At 33.2% G+C, this 14,768-nt stretch carries 15 protein-coding genes; 8 read left to right on the forward strand and 7 right to left on the reverse strand.

What is annotated here, in order from left to right; all coding sequences use genetic code 11:
- Window positions 1-107 precede the first annotated feature (107 nt).
- Window positions 108-1,019 (forward strand): DMT family transporter, encoded by a 912-nt coding sequence (locus tag EIG86_RS08715; RefSeq protein WP_127845791.1) that lies wholly within the window; start codon window positions 108-110, stop codon window positions 1,017-1,019.
- Window positions 1,020-1,039: 20 nt separating this feature from the next.
- Here EIG86_RS08715 and trhO read toward each other — a convergent pair whose 3' ends face one another.
- From trhO to EIG86_RS08745, 6 genes are all read right to left on the reverse strand, one after another.
- A complete protein-coding gene (gene trhO / locus EIG86_RS08720; RefSeq protein WP_127845792.1) occupies window positions 1,040-2,074 on the reverse strand; it encodes an oxygen-dependent tRNA uridine(34) hydroxylase TrhO in 1,035 nt (344 codons plus the stop codon).
- 104 nt (window positions 2,075-2,178) lie between these two features.
- A complete protein-coding gene (locus EIG86_RS08725; RefSeq protein ID WP_127845793.1) occupies window positions 2,179-2,541 on the reverse strand; it encodes a response regulator transcription factor in 363 nt (120 codons plus the stop codon).
- Between the two features lie 3 nt (window positions 2,542-2,544).
- Complete coding sequence (locus EIG86_RS08730; RefSeq protein WP_127845794.1) at window positions 2,545-4,743, reverse strand: DUF4838 domain-containing protein; 2,199 nt, start codon at window positions 4,741-4,743, stop codon at window positions 2,545-2,547.
- Window positions 4,744-6,012 carry a YaiO family outer membrane beta-barrel protein gene (locus tag EIG86_RS08735; protein ID WP_127845795.1) on the reverse strand — a complete coding sequence of 423 codons (1,269 nt, stop codon included), beginning with the start codon at window positions 6,010-6,012 and terminating at the stop codon, window positions 4,744-4,746.
- Between the two features lies 1 nt (window position 6,013).
- Window positions 6,014-7,453 (reverse strand): glycosyltransferase family 2 protein, encoded by a 1,440-nt coding sequence (locus EIG86_RS08740; RefSeq protein ID WP_127845796.1) that lies wholly within the window; start codon window positions 7,451-7,453, stop codon window positions 6,014-6,016.
- Entirely contained in the window at window positions 7,450-8,517 is a 1,068-nt protein-coding gene (locus EIG86_RS08745; protein ID WP_127845797.1) for a HEAT repeat domain-containing protein, read from the reverse strand. Before EIG86_RS08745 ends, EIG86_RS08740 begins: the two co-directional genes overlap by 4 nt.
- A 395-nt stretch (window positions 8,518-8,912) precedes the next feature.
- On the opposite strand from EIG86_RS08745, the gene recA reads away from it, so the two are divergent.
- From recA to EIG86_RS08780, 7 genes are all read left to right on the forward strand, one after another.
- Window positions 8,913-9,932: a recombinase RecA gene (gene recA / locus EIG86_RS08750; RefSeq protein WP_127845798.1), complete on the forward strand. Its 1,020-nt coding sequence runs from the start codon at window positions 8,913-8,915 to the stop codon at window positions 9,930-9,932.
- Between the two features lie 76 nt (window positions 9,933-10,008).
- Window positions 10,009-10,431 (forward strand): hypothetical protein, encoded by a 423-nt coding sequence (locus tag EIG86_RS08755; protein ID WP_127845799.1) that lies wholly within the window; start codon window positions 10,009-10,011, stop codon window positions 10,429-10,431.
- A 3-nt stretch (window positions 10,432-10,434) separates the two neighbouring features.
- Window positions 10,435-10,980 (forward strand): RNA polymerase sigma factor, encoded by a 546-nt coding sequence (locus EIG86_RS08760; protein WP_127845800.1) that lies wholly within the window; start codon window positions 10,435-10,437, stop codon window positions 10,978-10,980.
- Window positions 10,981-12,312 (forward strand): porin family protein, encoded by a 1,332-nt coding sequence (locus EIG86_RS08765; protein ID WP_127845801.1) that lies wholly within the window; start codon window positions 10,981-10,983, stop codon window positions 12,310-12,312.
- Window positions 12,313-12,426: 114 nt separating this feature from the next.
- A complete protein-coding gene (locus EIG86_RS08770) occupies window positions 12,427-13,395 on the forward strand; it encodes an HU domain-containing protein (protein ID WP_127845802.1) in 969 nt (322 codons plus the stop codon).
- A gap of 43 nt (window positions 13,396-13,438) precedes the next feature.
- A complete protein-coding gene (locus EIG86_RS08775; protein WP_127845803.1) occupies window positions 13,439-13,954 on the forward strand; it encodes an acyl-CoA thioesterase in 516 nt (171 codons plus the stop codon).
- Between the two features lie 15 nt (window positions 13,955-13,969).
- Window positions 13,970-14,407 carry a hypothetical protein gene (locus tag EIG86_RS08780; RefSeq protein ID WP_127846097.1) on the forward strand — a complete coding sequence of 146 codons (438 nt, stop codon included), beginning with the start codon at window positions 13,970-13,972 and terminating at the stop codon, window positions 14,405-14,407.
- A gap of 80 nt (window positions 14,408-14,487) precedes the next feature.
- Here EIG86_RS08780 and rpmA read toward each other — a convergent pair whose 3' ends face one another.
- Window positions 14,488-14,748, reverse strand: coding sequence for a 50S ribosomal protein L27 (gene rpmA / locus EIG86_RS08785; protein WP_127845804.1), 261 nt, complete (start codon window positions 14,746-14,748; stop codon window positions 14,488-14,490).
- Between the last annotated feature and the right edge of the window lie 20 nt (window positions 14,749-14,768).

Consider the following 14,768-nt stretch of genomic DNA (forward strand, 5'->3'; position numbering starts at 1 on the left):
TTGATTGAAGAATCACAATCAATTTTATTGATTTTGAAATCATTTTATTTAACCCGAATTTATCAAGGAAATGAATTTTAAACCTGACTTTTGCAAAAAAGTTTGGTTTGAATGCAAATTACTTAAAGTGGATTTTCCTGTTTTCATTAGCTTTCTTATGGGGAAGTTCATTTATACTCATCAAAAAAGGCTTGATTGGTTTAACGCCAATTCAACTTACAGCATTACGGGTTTTAATTACAGGAATTTTCTTAGGAATAATTGGTTTCAAAAAAATCAAACAAATTCAATCTAAACAATGGATTTGGATTACCATTTCAGGATTTATAGGAACCATGTTTCCAACTCTGTTATTTTCTTATGCTGAAACTGAAATTGACAGTGCCATAGCTTCTATTTTAAACTCTACCGTGCCACTACTAGCATTGATTGTGGGAATTTCATTTTTTGGCGCAAGATTTTTCAAAAAGCAGTTCATCGGTGTTGTGATTGGACTTTTAGGTTCAGGTTTGCTTATTTTCGCTGGCGCATCTTTGAATCCAAATCAAAATTACTGGTTTGCCATTTTACCAGTTGTCGCCTCATTAATGTATGCTTTCAATGCAAATATTTTGAAAACTTACTTAGAACAAATATCAGCTTTAGGCATTGCAACGGGTTCATTTTTGGTTTTAATTCCGCCGTCTTTAGTCATCCTATATTTTTCTGATTTTTTCAATTCAGAATTTTTAATTCAGGAAGAAGTGAAAACTTCTATTCTTTATGTGTCGGTTTTAGCACTTCTAGGAACTGCACTCGCCAAAATTTTATTCAATCGATTGATTCAACTTTCGAATCCAGTTTTTTCAACTTCAGTAACTTATTTGATACCAGTTGTGGCTTTATTTTGGGGTTTTTTAGATGGAGAAGAATTTAACTTATTTCAGCTTGGTGCTGGCGTGGTAATTTTGATTGGAGTTTATATTTCCAACAGGAAAAAAAAGAAAAAACACTCTCAAGTTGAAAAATCTACAACTTGAGTGTGTTTGGTAAAAAAGTTTTAAGCCATTTTAAACTTCAAAACAGGCGAGCGTCCTTTTTTGAAAATTCTGTTACTATTGCTTTTTCCAGCGCGCAATTTTTTCTGTTCTTCTTCAGATAATTGAATAATTTCCTGACATTCTACAGAACAACAGCTTTCCATTTTTTCGGCACATTCTTCACACTGAATAAATAGCAAATGGCAAGCGTCGTTAGCACAATTGATATGTGTATCGCAAGGTTTTCCGCATTGGTGGCAATTGGCAATAACATCATCAGAAATTTTTTCGCTTAACCTTTGGTCGAAGACAAAATTTTTACCGAAGAATTTGTTATCTAGATTTTTACTTTTTACTTGTCGAGTGTATTCTATAATGCCGCCTTCAAGTTGAAATACATTTTTGAAACCCTTGTGTTTATAGTATGCACTGGCTTTTTCGCAACGAATTCCACCTGTGCAATACATCACTAAGTTTTTGTCTTCTTTGTGCTCGCGCAAATCGGCTTCAATAATGTCTAGAGATTCTCTAAAAGTATCTACATTTGGTGTGACTGCATTTTTAAAATGTCCGATTTCACTTTCATAATGGTTTCGCATATCAACCAATACAGTATTCGGATCTTCTATAAGTTCGTTGAATTTTTGGGCGTCAACGTGAACACCTCTATTGGTGACATCGAAAGTTTCGTCGTTGAGGCCATCGGCAACAATTTTGGAACGAACTTTTACTTTCAGCTTCAAAAAAGCTTTATTATCTTGTTCGATTGCGATATTGAGTCTGACATTCTTAAGGAAATCAATTTCGTCTAAGAATTTTTTGAATTCGTCGAATCGTTTGGCTGGTACAGAAAGTTGAGCATTGATGCCTTCGTGGGCGACGTAAATTCGTCCCAGAACATCCATTTCATGCCAATTGATAAAAAGATAATTTCTGAATAAATTGGGATTCAGAATCTTGGTGTATTTGTAGAAAGAAAGCGTCAGCCGCTCTTCACCGGCTTTTTCAATTAGTGCTTCTCTTTCTTTTGCGCTTAATTTATTGTACAGTTGCATGCTATACTTGATTTAAGTTAAAAGAAAAAAATTAAATATATTTTTGCAAATGTAAAACTTCTTCAACTAAATCAAAAAAACAAATTAGGGGAAAATTTACGCATCTATCTCAATAAACGTTTGATGCGCAGAAGTAATTCGTTTGGAGAAAAAGGTTTACTAATGAAATCGTCTACATTAAGCTCAAAAGCGTCTTCAACAGTAGATTCTTCTTCACCCAGAGAAGACAAAATCACAATTGGTGTATTTGGTGAAGTATTTTTAACATGTTGAGCAACTTCTAAACCAGATTTAAAAGGTAACATAATGTCTGCAATTACCAAATCGGGTTTAATTTTATCAAACCTTTTGATTGCATCTGCACCATCTTTGGCAGTTACAACTTCAAAATTATTTTTCTTAAGGACGAAATCAACAATTTTTATAGTCAATTCGTCGTCTTCAACAACTAAGATTTTGGTTTTCATTATTTAATAAATTTCAATTTCGTCGATCATAAACATCGGTTGTTTATGTTTTCGTTTCCGCCACGAAGGTAATTCATCTCGGTTTTGAATTTCAAGGATAAAACTATCAAAATTATTTAAATTGGAATGGGTGAAATTCTTAGAAACAATATTAACTTCATAATTTTCTGACGCTTCAGGAAAATTTAAAGTTTCGATTTTTATTTTTCGATCATCTTTCAAACCAAAAAGAATAGCTTTCTTAGGTGTAAAAATCCAATGTCTTTGGTCTTCCAAGAAATTTATTCTAAGTCTTTGCGCCTGAATATCATCAATATCTATTTGAATTTCTGCATCGTTGCCGTACCAACCGATCCAGTTGATGCTGAAATCCTTGTAGGCACGGATGCCATCGACCAGACTGTATGCGCCTTTTCCATTGAAAACTTCGCTAGGTTTTGTCAATAATTTCACTGATGCTTTTTTAGCTTTTGGACTAATATTGGCGTAAGTGACAATTTCTTTCCAATGCTGAAAATATTCATCTGGACTCAGTCCCATTTCTGCAATTTCATAAACGCCTTTGGCATTTAAATAATCTGTAAAATCGGCCACACGATTTGTGAGATTTGGTCGAACTTCGAAACCATCTTCAGAAGGTTTTTTCACAAACATACCGTGTTGGTCTTTTCCGAAAAATTTGGATTGCTGGAAATAGGTGTATTCTAGTGAATAACGCAAATCTTTCACACGATCGAAAAATTTTGGTTTGTCACTTACAGCAGTTTCGGCCTTAAGAATAATTTGATTGTATTCTGACATTTGTTCTGGACTCAGAAAAGTACTAATTTGTTCAACTGGGTTATCATAAATATCCAAATATGAATTGGAATTGATCTGGTTTGCGGTTAAAAGATTGAAGTAATCCAAAATATGGTCTGCAGCATTACCGTAATACATCTTCATAAAATTCGAGATTTCATCATCCAAATTCATTTCGGTATTCAGCATCAGATTGGCTAATAAATATTGCCGCAATTCGTAAAAATGTGAAGGAATATCTGCTGAACCTTGGCTAAAAATGCCTTTGACACCCTCGGATTTGAGATAATCATAGTTTTTTTGAAACGTATGAATATTGGGAAAAGCTGAGAAATAATCTGTAAATTGAACCGTATAATCCCAAAAATAAAGATTTTCTGTTGTTGAATTCCAATTTTTCAAAATCGATCTCATTCCAGCACTTCGCGGGTCATCGGCAAAACTTCTGCCACGATTTAGACTAATCGGACAATAAATAATGTGTAAATTATGTACTAAATGTAAATTTTCTGGCGGTTTTGAAGTGTGCAAATAGGCTAAAGACATCAAATTTTGAGATGGGAAAGCTTTTGCTAATTCATTCAAAAAAACATAATGTGCACCACGCTCTTCGCCAAATTTTGAATTTAGTTTTTCACATTCATCACATTGACAATAAATGGCATCGTCGTTTTGACTAACCGAAAAAAATTCAGAATTAGGATGTTCTTGTATGATTTTTGTAAGTTCAGTTTTGAAAATAGCTTTGGTTTCAGAATTCGTATAGCAAATAGAACCTGGGTTTCTTTCACCTTCATATAAGGCAAATAATTCGGGCTGATTTTCAAAATAATCTTTAGGTGGCATCAGTTTATAAAAGCTATGTCCCCAAACACCAAAATCCTCTTCAATTTGGTCTAGCTGATACCAATTTCTAAATTTTTCGTTGAAATTTCCTGGATAATAGAGGTATCGATAAACAAAATCAGGTTCAGATTTTTTATAAAAATGACTTGGAAAAGTTAGCCTTCGATTTGATTTCAAAAACCAATCCATTTCTGTAATTTTTATGATTCCGATGGATTCTAAAAAGAAAGCGATTCCACGCTGTAGGGATTTCGGACTCCCACCAGTAATCCTTATATTTTCTGAATCAGATGAAATTTCAAAAGTGATTTCATTTAAAGTTTTGGTGTTGATCGAGAGCAGAATTTGGTTATTTTCTTCTACTGCTGTCACATTTATGGTTTGGCCTAAAACTTCAGAAAAATAATGATTCAAATCAACCGAAGCTTGTCTGGCAGATTCTGTAGAATATAAACTAAGTTGAAATTCTTCTGAATCAAAAACCGGAATGTCTTGAGAATTTAAAGTCAGCGTCACACTAAAGGTTGTGAAAAGAATTAGAAAACGTTGTAGCATTTAGTTGAATTTGTATTGTAAACTTACAAATAATTCAAATTCATTTTGAAAGCGATTTGGTAAAAACTCTTGGTTATTGTAACCGCCCTGAATGCCAACTAAATAATTTTGTCCAATCATCCTAAAATATCCAAGATTTGCACGATAAGATTCGGTTGCAACTCGACTTTGAAATTGACCTAAAGTCGAGCGTTCATCGGGTGAAGTTCCGTAACCTAAAATTAAAGCAATATAATCGAATCTTGTGTCCAAATAATATCGTGTTGTCAAAGTGAAAGCTGGATAATAATCCTCTTTTTCGGTCATTAAATAAGATCTTAAATAAATCCAGTAAGAACCTAAATACTTATTGAGTCCCAAAGCTGCTGTATAGAATTCTCGACCATCGAAAGCCTTATTATATCTTCCACCAAGGTCTGCTTCCCAGCCTTTACCAAAATATTGAAAATAGGAAAATCCAAAACGCCAGGTAGGAAATACTTGATCATTGCTGTAAGCGCCACCGACGTAACTGTAGCTTTTTTTTCCTGTAAAAAAGTAAGATTCCAATTCGTATTGCAAGCCATTTCCTATGCTGTTTCCGTTAGAAAGTCGGTTTGCATAATTGACACGAGCACCAAGCGATCCCCATTTTCTTTGTCTAATATATTGTAAGCTTACCAAATGCCATGGACCAACATTTTCTCTATCAAAATTCGTTAAACTATAGTTTACTCCTGCGATATCAAAATCGAAGCGAAGTTCAAGATTTATTAATCGCCTACTTAAATCGTTATTTTCAGGAAATCTTGGTTGAATTTCTTTGATGAAAGTGTACTCACCTTGTAAATCATCCAATGGCTGAAATGTGGAAAGTTTCTTGAAATAAAATCCATCTTCTTCCGGGTGATGCTTGATTGCTGCTTCGCTAACTTCTTTTGCTTTTTGGTAATTTTCTGCCTGAAATTCTAAATTAAAAAGGTAAAAAAATGCAGCTTTATAATCGGTATTTTGGCTGATAATGAGCTCATAATTTTGGCGAGCTTTGTCGATCTCGCCTGTCATTTCTTGCGCCCTTCCTAAAACTAAATTGTAATCGAGATAATCTGGAGCAATTTTCAATGCTTTCTTCGCATTAATTTTCACTTGCTCATATTCTTTTTCTTTCAATAAATCAATGGTTTCATATAGAAGTGAATCAACATTAATTTCTTGTGCAAAGGATTTGTTTTGGAAAACCAAAACGACTAAAACCAAGGCTAGAATATTATAATTCAGTATATTTTTCATATTAACTTTTGCTTAAATCGACATCATTAAACCCTCGCCTTTTCATCTCTCCCCACTTAGATTCTTTTTTTCGTAAAAATAACCAATATCCTTTTAGATAAGCATATGTATTTACTGGATGATAAACAAGAGGCTCTACCATTGACATGGTTATTAAAATTAAAATTTCTCTTAAACTGCTATAATTTCTAAACAAATACTCATCTATCAAAATAGATATTAATGTAATGGTTTGGAAAAATAAATAAATTGTCAGAGTCATCCATAGCAAAAAGTCAACGTTTACATCTATGATGAATAAAGATATAATAATTACAATTAAACCCAAAAGTTCAACAATTGGCACTAAAAATTCAAAAAAAACAAAATATGGATAAACCAGCAAACCTGTAATGCCATATTTAGGATTAAAAAATATTTTCCTATGAAGTTTCAAAGTCTGGATTAGACCTCTGCCCCAACGTGCACGTTGCCTAATCAAGATTTCTTTGGTAGCCGGAACTTCCGTCCAGCAAAGTGATTCGGCGATATATTTTATTGAAAATTCTTCTTTTCTCTCATGCATTAATTTCCGCATTCTGGTAATAAGCTCCATGTCTTCACCGAGAGATGCATGCCAATATCCGCCAACTTCAAAAAAAGTTTTCTTTTCAAACATACCTAAACCACCAGAAACGAGAAGCAAACCATTTATTCTGCTCCACGCCATTCTACCAAATAAAAATGCACGAACATATTCTAATTCTTGGAAGCGAGGAAACATTTCTTTTGGAAATTTTACCTTTTTCAAACTGCCTTCTTTAACTTCACAACTGTTTGAAATTCTGATTCCTGCGCCAGTTGCAATCACTCGCTTTTTTTCATTCATAAAAGGATGAACGAGTTTTGTGATGGTGTCTTTTTTCAAAATACAGTCTACATCGGTACAGATAAAGATTGGATAGCGGCAGGAATTTACCCCGGCATTCGAAGCATCTGCTTTAGAACCTCCATTGATTTTGTCAACAACCAGAAGTTTGTGATATATGGGATTTGTAGATTTGTAATGTCCACGAACTGGTTTCGTAATTACTTGTTCTTCGTAGTGAAAATCTACTTTTTTGAGGTCAAAATTTTTAATAAGTTTTTCCAATGTGTCATCGGTGCTACCGTCGTTTATAATGACAACTTCAAATTTTGGGTAACGTAGAGAGAGTAAAGATTTTACATTGTAAACAATATTCGCACTTTCATTGTAAGCTGGTGCTACGACAGAAACACCAAGTACTTGGTTGGACTTGAGCATCATATCGTTCGGCAATTCATATTTTTCTTCAAGATTCCTATTGATAGCCAAATAAGAAAAAACCGCCATTACCAAATAAAATAAAATATAGGAAGCCATGAATACAGCGATGAAGTATTCAAACCAATATAAAAAAATTGAAAAATATTCTATCATTTTAGTAAAGGTTCGTCTGTGTGTCTTTTTAGGCTTTCTATTCTTTGATTATTGAAAGATAAGCTTGTTAAAAACTCTGAATCTATCGATTGTATGGTTCGTGCAATTTCGATTTCATTCCAATTGCTTTCTAAAAGACGATTTTTTAGAAATTCCAAATGATTTTGGTCTCCTATTTTACCAAGGCTCATAATAATTTGCGTTTGGTTGGCTTTTGTTTCATTATTATATTTAGCAAGCATATCGTCTGCCTTTTCAACTAGGAAAAGGTTACCCAAAGCCACGTAAGCTAATTTTCTTACCACAGGATTTTGGTGGTCGATGCAGTTTGTAATCTCAGACTCAAGGTCAGAAGCATTATAATATACAACTAAATGAAGGCCAACTCTTACAATAAAATTATTTTCAGAAGTTAAAAACTTTCTAAGCAGTTTAGGTCTTCTCAATTTCCTTGTTTTACAGATGCCGAGAATTTCTATTTCTTTTGCATAAGAAAGTTCATAATCTATATTTATTAGAAATGAAATATCTTTTCCGGACAACATTATAAAGGCTAACAATGCATTCGCACTTAGTTTTTGATTGGCATGAAACATATAATGTTCTAGTTGTTTTGCAGCTGGTTTGTAATCCATCATTTGTAATTGATAGATTCCTTTTTTCTTATAAAAATTGATCGGATGTTTTAGAAAACTATAACTGTGTTTGTTTAAAGAAAATGCTTCATAAATGTTATAAAACTTTTGTCCATCTAGACCTTTCAAGTTTGTTTTAAATTCTATCATTGAACTAATCAATAATTCTTTAAACCAGAACTTAATGTGAGGAACACTGCGTTTGAATTTTTCTATTTCTATATTAGCTTTGAGTTCAGAATAACCGCCGTAGATAATCTCTGGCAAGAAAGTATTAATTTTTCTTTTATTTTTTCTGTTTTTGAAATCCCTAATTGTAATAGAAAATCTATTCAGAAATAATAGGACAACAACACTTGTAAACAAGATCATTAACACAGGAACAAAATAATCTATCACTAGTGTTTCAAAGAAAACACTTGTCTTCATAGCCAAGCTGTTAGGGCGTGCAAAATTAATATAAACATATTTAAGTACCTCAAAAAATTGTTAATAAATAAAATTGAAAAAAGCACCGATTTCTCGGTGCTTTTTCTAAAATGTTGTAAAAACAACAAGGGTGGCTAATTCGTTGTTATACATTTTTAATTCAATAATTATCAATCAAAAACAAAACAACGTCAGCCCCCGTCAATTTTACAACTGCAAACTGTCAAAAAAGTGATTGACCCGCCGCAGGAATTTATTATAGATGTTTTAATAAGAAATTTCAATATTTATATATTTTAATTTGAAGACGCAAAATTGGACAATGGTTGCGTGATTCAGCTTCAATATTAAAAAAGAAATACTATTTTTACAAAAATCAATCTCAATTAAATTTTATGGCAAAAGATGCAAAAGAAAAAGATGCGAAGTTAAAAGCGCTTCAACTTACACTAGATAAACTGGACAAAACCTATGGTAAAGGTACAGTTATGAAAATGAGTGATCAGGCTGTTCAAGATGTTGACTCGATATCCTCAGGATCTTTAGGTTTGGATTTAGCACTTGGTGTTGGCGGTTACCCACGTGGAAGAGTCGTCGAAATTTATGGTCCAGAATCTTCTGGTAAAACTACCTTGACACTTCATGCTATAGCTGAAGCTCAAAAAGCAGGGGGAATTGCAGCATTTATTGATGCTGAACATGCGTTTGACAGGACTTATGCTAAAAACCTTAATATCGATATCGATAATTTAATTATTTCTCAGCCAGATCATGGTGAACAGGCTCTTGAAATAACTGAAAACTTAATTCGTTCCGGCGCTATAGATATTATTGTCATTGACTCTGTAGCTGCATTGACACCAAAAAGCGAAATTGAAGGTGAAATGGGAGATTCCAAAATGGGACTCCATGCAAGATTGATGTCTCAAGCCTTAAGAAAAATGACGTCTACAATAAGTAAAACTAATTGTACAGTCATTTTCATCAATCAACTGCGTGAAAAAATTGGTGTAATGTTCGGAAATCCAGAAACTACGACTGGTGGAAATGCATTAAAATTTTACGCTTCAGTGAGGCTGGATATTAGACGTTCTACACAAATCAAAAACAGCAACAGCGATGTAATGGGTAACAAAACTCGTGTCAAAGTTGTTAAAAATAAGGTTGCGCCACCGTTCAAAATGGCAGAATTTGATATTATGTATGGCACGGGAATTTCGAAAATTGGAGAAATTATAGATATTGGTGTCGATTACGAAATAATCAAAAAAGCTGGTTCTTGGTTTAGCTATGAAGATACAAAACTTGGCCAAGGCCGGGATGCTGTAAAAACATTGCTTTTAGATAATCCTGATCTAATGGAAGAGTTGGAACACAAGATTGTAGAGGCTATTAAAGTGTCAAAAGAAGAATAGTTATTCGGCTTAAATTCAATATCTAAAGTTTGACGCAACGTTTTTATATTTTGTACATCTAAAAATAAAAGATTATATGCTTAAAAATTTTTTAAAAATAGCGTTGCTTTCAATTTCATTAATCACTTTATCTTGTAGCATTGATGATGATGGTTATAGTTTTGAAACGACTCAGGCTGTTCCAATCTTGGATGTTTCAGCGCCAACCACTATGGTTACTGGGAAAAGTTACCCACTTGAAGTCACCTTAGAAAAAACAACTGAATGTCATACTTTTCTAAGATTCGATTTGGTAGAAAGAAATGAAAATGAAATCTATTATTCTGCAACCACAAGATATGTAGATGACGGAACATGCGCTGATGATGATCCTGAAGAAATTACAGAAATCTTGAATTTTGAAAATGATTTTGAAGATGATTTCGTGATTAAGTTTTTTTCAAATACTAATGAAAATGGATACACTTTTATAGAAGTTGAAGTTGAAGTCACAGAATAAATTATGAACATAAAAAAGCTTATCAAGCAATGCAAAAAGCAAGAGATTTCTGCTCAGAAATCCTTGTATGATTTGTATTCTGATAAGCTTTTTAGTTTAAGTCTAAAATATTCTAAAAACTACGCAGAAGCGCAAGACAATCTGCAAGATGCTTTTATTAAGATTTTCCAGAAAATTGAACAATACCAACATAAAGGCTCATTCGAAGGTTGGATGAAGCGAATAGTAATCAACACAACGCTTCAGAAATATCGACAACAAAAAGTCTTCGAGTTGATTAATGAAGAAGCCTTGCAAGCCAAAGAAATTTATGTTGAAGAAGATGAAATATCCCTTGCATATCTGTTAGAATGCATTCAATCGTTACCAAATCGATACCGACTGGTTTTCAATCTGTACGTGTTAGATGGTTTTTCACATCGTGAAATTGCAAGCAAACTAAATATCTCTGAAGGCACTTCAAAGTCGAATCTCTCCAGAGCAAGAGATATTCTGAAACGCAAAATAGAGGCCAGTCAAGAATATAAAATAAAACGTCAAGCTGAATAGATGTGCAATTCAAAAAACATAGATCGTTTATTTCAGGAGAAATTCAAGGATTTTGAAGCTTCTCCTCCACCAGATTTATGGAAAAATATTGAAGCTAAGCTAAATGGCAAAAACACTCGTCGAAAAATGCTGCCAATTTGGTGGAAAGCAGCTTCTGTTGCGGCTATTTTAGCTTTATTTTTTTCAATAGGCTTAGTTAATCAATCAAAATTCAGTGATGAAAATTCAGTTTCAGTAGAAGAAAATAATCTGAGGCCGCTTAAAAATATTTCAGGAAGTAAAATAGAAATTTTCCAGAATAAATTTAGCTTTTCTTCACTTGAAAAAAATATTTCAAATTTCAATAATAAATTGAAAAATATTGATTTGGCGACCATTTTTGACAAGTCTCAAGTTCAAAATTCAAAAAAATCTGTTTCAAAACGCAATGTTGAGTCAAATCAATTTAAAGAAAAAACTGAGCCGATATTTTCTCTTGAAAATTCAAATTATGATTTGCTACCTGGAAATCATTTAAATTTCGAAACAAGTTTAGCTACCAATACACAAACACAGAAAAAGTCACTTGTTGAAGTTGCTGCAGAAATTGAAAACCTGAACAAAAGAAAAGAAAATAAATCAGAAAATAAATTAAAAAATCGCTGGGAATTACAACCAAATCTAGCGCCTATTTTCATGAATTCCATAAATGGAGGCAATGCAGTTGCTAGCAATCTAAATGGAAAAACTTCTAGTAATGCAAACGTGTCTTATGGTGTAAATCTTGCATTTCAAATCAATAAACGAATAAAAATTCGATCAGGAATCAACCAAGTCGCGATGGGCTACGGAACAAATAACGTGGTGGTTTCTGGCCTTTTTCGTACGACCCAAGCCAGTAATTTATCAGGAAGTGAAATTGCTATTTATGGAATTATGAGTCAAGAAAGTTTTGATCAGTTAGATTCTAATGGAAGTCGTGGTTTGTCAGAAAGCGGTGCTTTGAATCACGAACTTGGTTTCTTGGAAATTCCTTTAGAAATACAATACAATATTTTTGACAAAAAATTCGGCTTAAATATTTTGGGAGGCGCAAGTACGTTTTTGCTTACCAAAAACGATGTATTACTGGAAACCAACGAAGGTGTTTCACAGCTTGGCTCTGCCAACAATATGAACAACACAAGTTTTAGTGCAAATTTTGGGATGGGGTTAGATTATAATTTTTCTGAAAAATGGTCACTTAATTTAGAGCCAAAATTCAAATATCAAATCAATACCTTCGAGGCAAATACCACAGAATTCAAACCTTATTTCTTTGGTATATATTCTGGAGTAAAATTTAAGTTTTAGGCTATTTTCTCGTATGCATGAACTAAGTTGAAAAAGCCCCACACGGAAATTATTTTTCAAAAAATATAATCATGCTTTTGTTATTTTCTTAAGAAAACAATTAACTTTGTTTTTATGAGAGTTGAAGATTATATAAAAGCCTTATTATACAGATACGAATGTGTTATCGTGCCCGATTTCGGTGCATTTATCACACAGCGCATTTCAGCTGAACTCAATGCTGAAGAGTCAAAATTTTTGCCACCAAAAAAGCAAATTTCATTCAATAGACAGGTAAAAAACCAAGATGGTTTATTGACAGAATATATTGCGAAATCGGAAAATATTTCCTTTTCAGATGCAAAACAAAAAATCAAAAATTTTGTTGAAGATATTTTTTTAGCTTTAGACGAGCAACAAAAAATAGAACTAGATAGCATCGGTGTATTTCTAATTGACAAATCAGACAAACTTGTTTTCGAACCGAATACCGAAGAAAATTACCTTCTAGATTCCTATGGTATGGAAACTCTTGAAATTGAAAAGGTTTATGGAAAAGTTGTTGATTTTCAGCATGAACTGAAACCAAACAAAGAAGTTGATGAAGTTCCAAATTCAAATGAACAGTTAGATGCAACTGAGGAAATTAAACCAAAACCTTATTTAAAGTATGCAGCAGTTGGAATTTTAGCACTAGGATTGGCTGGTTTTGCTGGATTTTTTCAATATCAAAATCACGTAGAAGACCACAATTTGAGCGAGGCTAAAAAGGCAGAGCGTTTAATTCAAGATAAAATACAAAGCGCCAATTTTTCTGTTAATTTTGGCATAAATGAAATTGAAATAGACTCAAAAGTAGAAGATAAACTGAAGCCAAAATACCATGTGATTGCTGGTGCATTTAGAGTTAAATCAAATGCGGATAAGAAAGTGAATATTCTTCAAAACAAAGGCTATAACGCCAAAGTTATTGGTGAAAATAAATATGGTTTACACCAAGTTGTTTTTGAAAGTTTTGTAGATGAAAATAAAGCTCTTCTAACTTTACGCCAAGTGAAACGCTCAGAAAACCCAGACGCTTGGCTGTTTGTAAACGAACTTTAAGCTCGGCTTAACACAACAAATACTATCTTTGCCAAAAACTTTTATGGAAACTAAATATCCAGAAGATTCTAAAACTATTTTGACAGACTTGGTCTTACCAAGCGAGACGAATCCTTTGAATAATTTATTTGGAGGAGAACTTCTAGCCAGAATGGATCGTGCTGCCAGTATTGCAGCCAGAAGACATTCTCGAAGAATAGTTGTCACTGCATCTGTAAACCATGTTGCATTCAACAAAGCTGTACCTTTAGGCAGTGTTGTTACTGTTGAAGCCAAAGTTTCCAGAAACTTTAAAACATCTATGGAGATTTTTTTAGATGTTTGGATTGAAGACCGAGAAAGCGGAAGAAAGACCAAAGCTAACGAGGCGATTTATACTTTTGTAGCTGTAGATGATACAGGAAACCCAGTGCCAGTTCCAAAGCTGGAACCACAAACCAAACTTGAAAAAGAACGTTACGATGCTGCTTTAAGAAGAAAGCAGCTCAGTTTGGTTTTGGCTGGAAAAATGGAACCTAAAGATGCCACAGAATTAAAGGCATTATTTGATGAAAAATAAAAAACACTAATTATGATGTACGAAGTCGTTCAGATTGTCCATTCTTACTGGGCTTATTTAGTTTTACTGGTTTTAATTTTAGCCACATTCAATGCAATTTTCAAAACTTTAGCCAAAAAGCCTTTTGGACCTCAGGATTTTAGAATTTCATTATTTACATTAATTGTATCCCACCTTCAACTGCTTATTGGTTTGGTTTTATATTTTGTTCAGCCATATTTTGCCGCATTTTCAGAGCAAGGAATGGGCGCTGTGATGAAAGATTCGACTTTAAGACTTTATTTGGTTGAACATCCTTTAACAATGATTATTAGTATCGTTCTAATCACAGTTGGATATAGCAAGCATAAAAAGAAACTTTCTTCTAATAAAAAATTCAGAACAATTGCAATTTTCTACGCACTAGCTTTATTACTGATGTTATCGAGAATTCCTTGGCAAGCTTGGTTTTAAAAAAATAATTCGAAATTAGACATAAAAAAAGCTGAAATTCTAAAAATTTCAGCTTTTTTATTAATGCTTTATTCTAATTATTATGCTTGAAAAGGCTCTACAAAAACGAAAGATTTATCATCTTTAGTTTTCTTAAAGTGCACAATTCCATCAATTTTAGCATGTAAAGTATGATCTTTTCCAGCGTAAACATTGTCACCTGGTTTGTGAGCTGTCCCTCTTTGTCTCACGATAATATTTCCGGCTGTAGCTGGCTGTCCACCAAAAATCTTAACGCCTAATCGTTTTGATTCTGATTCTCTTCCGTTTTTGGAACTACCAACACCTTTCTTATGTGCCATGTTTTTTGAATTTTAGTGTT

The sequence above is a fragment of the Psychroflexus aestuariivivens genome, from assembly GCF_004010055.1.
Classification (GTDB): Bacteria; Bacteroidota; Bacteroidia; order Flavobacteriales; family Flavobacteriaceae; genus Psychroflexus; species Psychroflexus aestuariivivens.

What these genes read in the sequence shown, in the direction of transcription:
- trhO (WP_127845792.1), bottom strand. Translation starts at nt 2,074, where the DNA reads ATGCAACTGTACAATAAATTAAGCGCAAAAGAAAGAGAAGCACTAATT.
- EIG86_RS08725 (WP_127845793.1), bottom strand. Translation starts at nt 2,541, where the DNA reads ATGAAAACCAAAATCTTAGTTGTTGAAGACGACGAATTGACTATAAAA.
- EIG86_RS08730 (WP_127845794.1), bottom strand. Translation starts at nt 4,743, where the DNA reads ATGCTACAACGTTTTCTAATTCTTTTCACAACCTTTAGTGTGACGCTG.
- EIG86_RS08735 (WP_127845795.1), bottom strand. Translation starts at nt 6,012, where the DNA reads ATGAAAAATATACTGAATTATAATATTCTAGCCTTGGTTTTAGTCGTT.
- EIG86_RS08740 (WP_127845796.1), bottom strand. Translation starts at nt 7,453, where the DNA reads ATGATAGAATATTTTTCAATTTTTTTATATTGGTTTGAATACTTCATC.
- EIG86_RS08745 (WP_127845797.1), bottom strand. Translation starts at nt 8,517, where the DNA reads ATGAAGACAAGTGTTTTCTTTGAAACACTAGTGATAGATTATTTTGTT.
- recA (WP_127845798.1), top strand. Translation starts at nt 8,913, where the DNA reads ATGGCAAAAGATGCAAAAGAAAAAGATGCGAAGTTAAAAGCGCTTCAA.
- EIG86_RS08755 (WP_127845799.1), top strand. Translation starts at nt 10,009, where the DNA reads ATGCTTAAAAATTTTTTAAAAATAGCGTTGCTTTCAATTTCATTAATC.
- EIG86_RS08760 (WP_127845800.1), top strand. Translation starts at nt 10,435, where the DNA reads ATGAACATAAAAAAGCTTATCAAGCAATGCAAAAAGCAAGAGATTTCT.
- EIG86_RS08765 (WP_127845801.1), top strand. Translation starts at nt 10,981, where the DNA reads ATGTGCAATTCAAAAAACATAGATCGTTTATTTCAGGAGAAATTCAAG.
- EIG86_RS08770 (WP_127845802.1), top strand. Translation starts at nt 12,427, where the DNA reads ATGAGAGTTGAAGATTATATAAAAGCCTTATTATACAGATACGAATGT.
- EIG86_RS08775 (WP_127845803.1), top strand. Translation starts at nt 13,439, where the DNA reads ATGGAAACTAAATATCCAGAAGATTCTAAAACTATTTTGACAGACTTG.
- EIG86_RS08780 (WP_127846097.1), top strand. Translation starts at nt 13,970, where the DNA reads ATGTACGAAGTCGTTCAGATTGTCCATTCTTACTGGGCTTATTTAGTT.
- rpmA (WP_127845804.1), bottom strand. Translation starts at nt 14,748, where the DNA reads ATGGCACATAAGAAAGGTGTTGGTAGTTCCAAAAACGGAAGAGAATCA.